Origin of the sequence: Gilliamella sp. Pas-s27 (assembly GCF_009795865.1) — a bacterium.
GTDB lineage: Bacteria > Pseudomonadota > Gammaproteobacteria > Enterobacterales > Orbaceae > Gilliamella.
Window position 1 is genome coordinate 1 of the sequence record NZ_WTEW01000152.1, and the last position, 257, is coordinate 257.

Here is a 257-nt window from a genome sequence, read left to right on the forward strand (position 1 = left end):
TCGCTGTCAAAGAAAGGAAGCACTTTATCATTGAGCATATCAGCAGCAATCAGACTGTTTTTCTCGGTATAGACTTTAGCAAAAGCGAGTCTAGAATAGGTATCAATAAATGTTTGTTGGTATATTTTCCCTATGCCTTTAATGTGCCCTACATAATAGCTATCTTGTGCACATAAATAACCCGGATGATGTGTCTCAATTTCACCATGCGCTTCTCGTGATGCTTTGGCTTTTTCAAGGGCCTGTAATTGATTTTC

1 pseudogene is annotated in these 257 nt (G+C 38.5%); it reads right to left on the reverse strand.

Going from position 1 to position 257, the window contains the following annotated elements:
• A pseudogene (locus tag GQ589_RS12095) lies at nucleotides 1–257 on the reverse strand (IS481 family transposase); the annotation flags it as partial.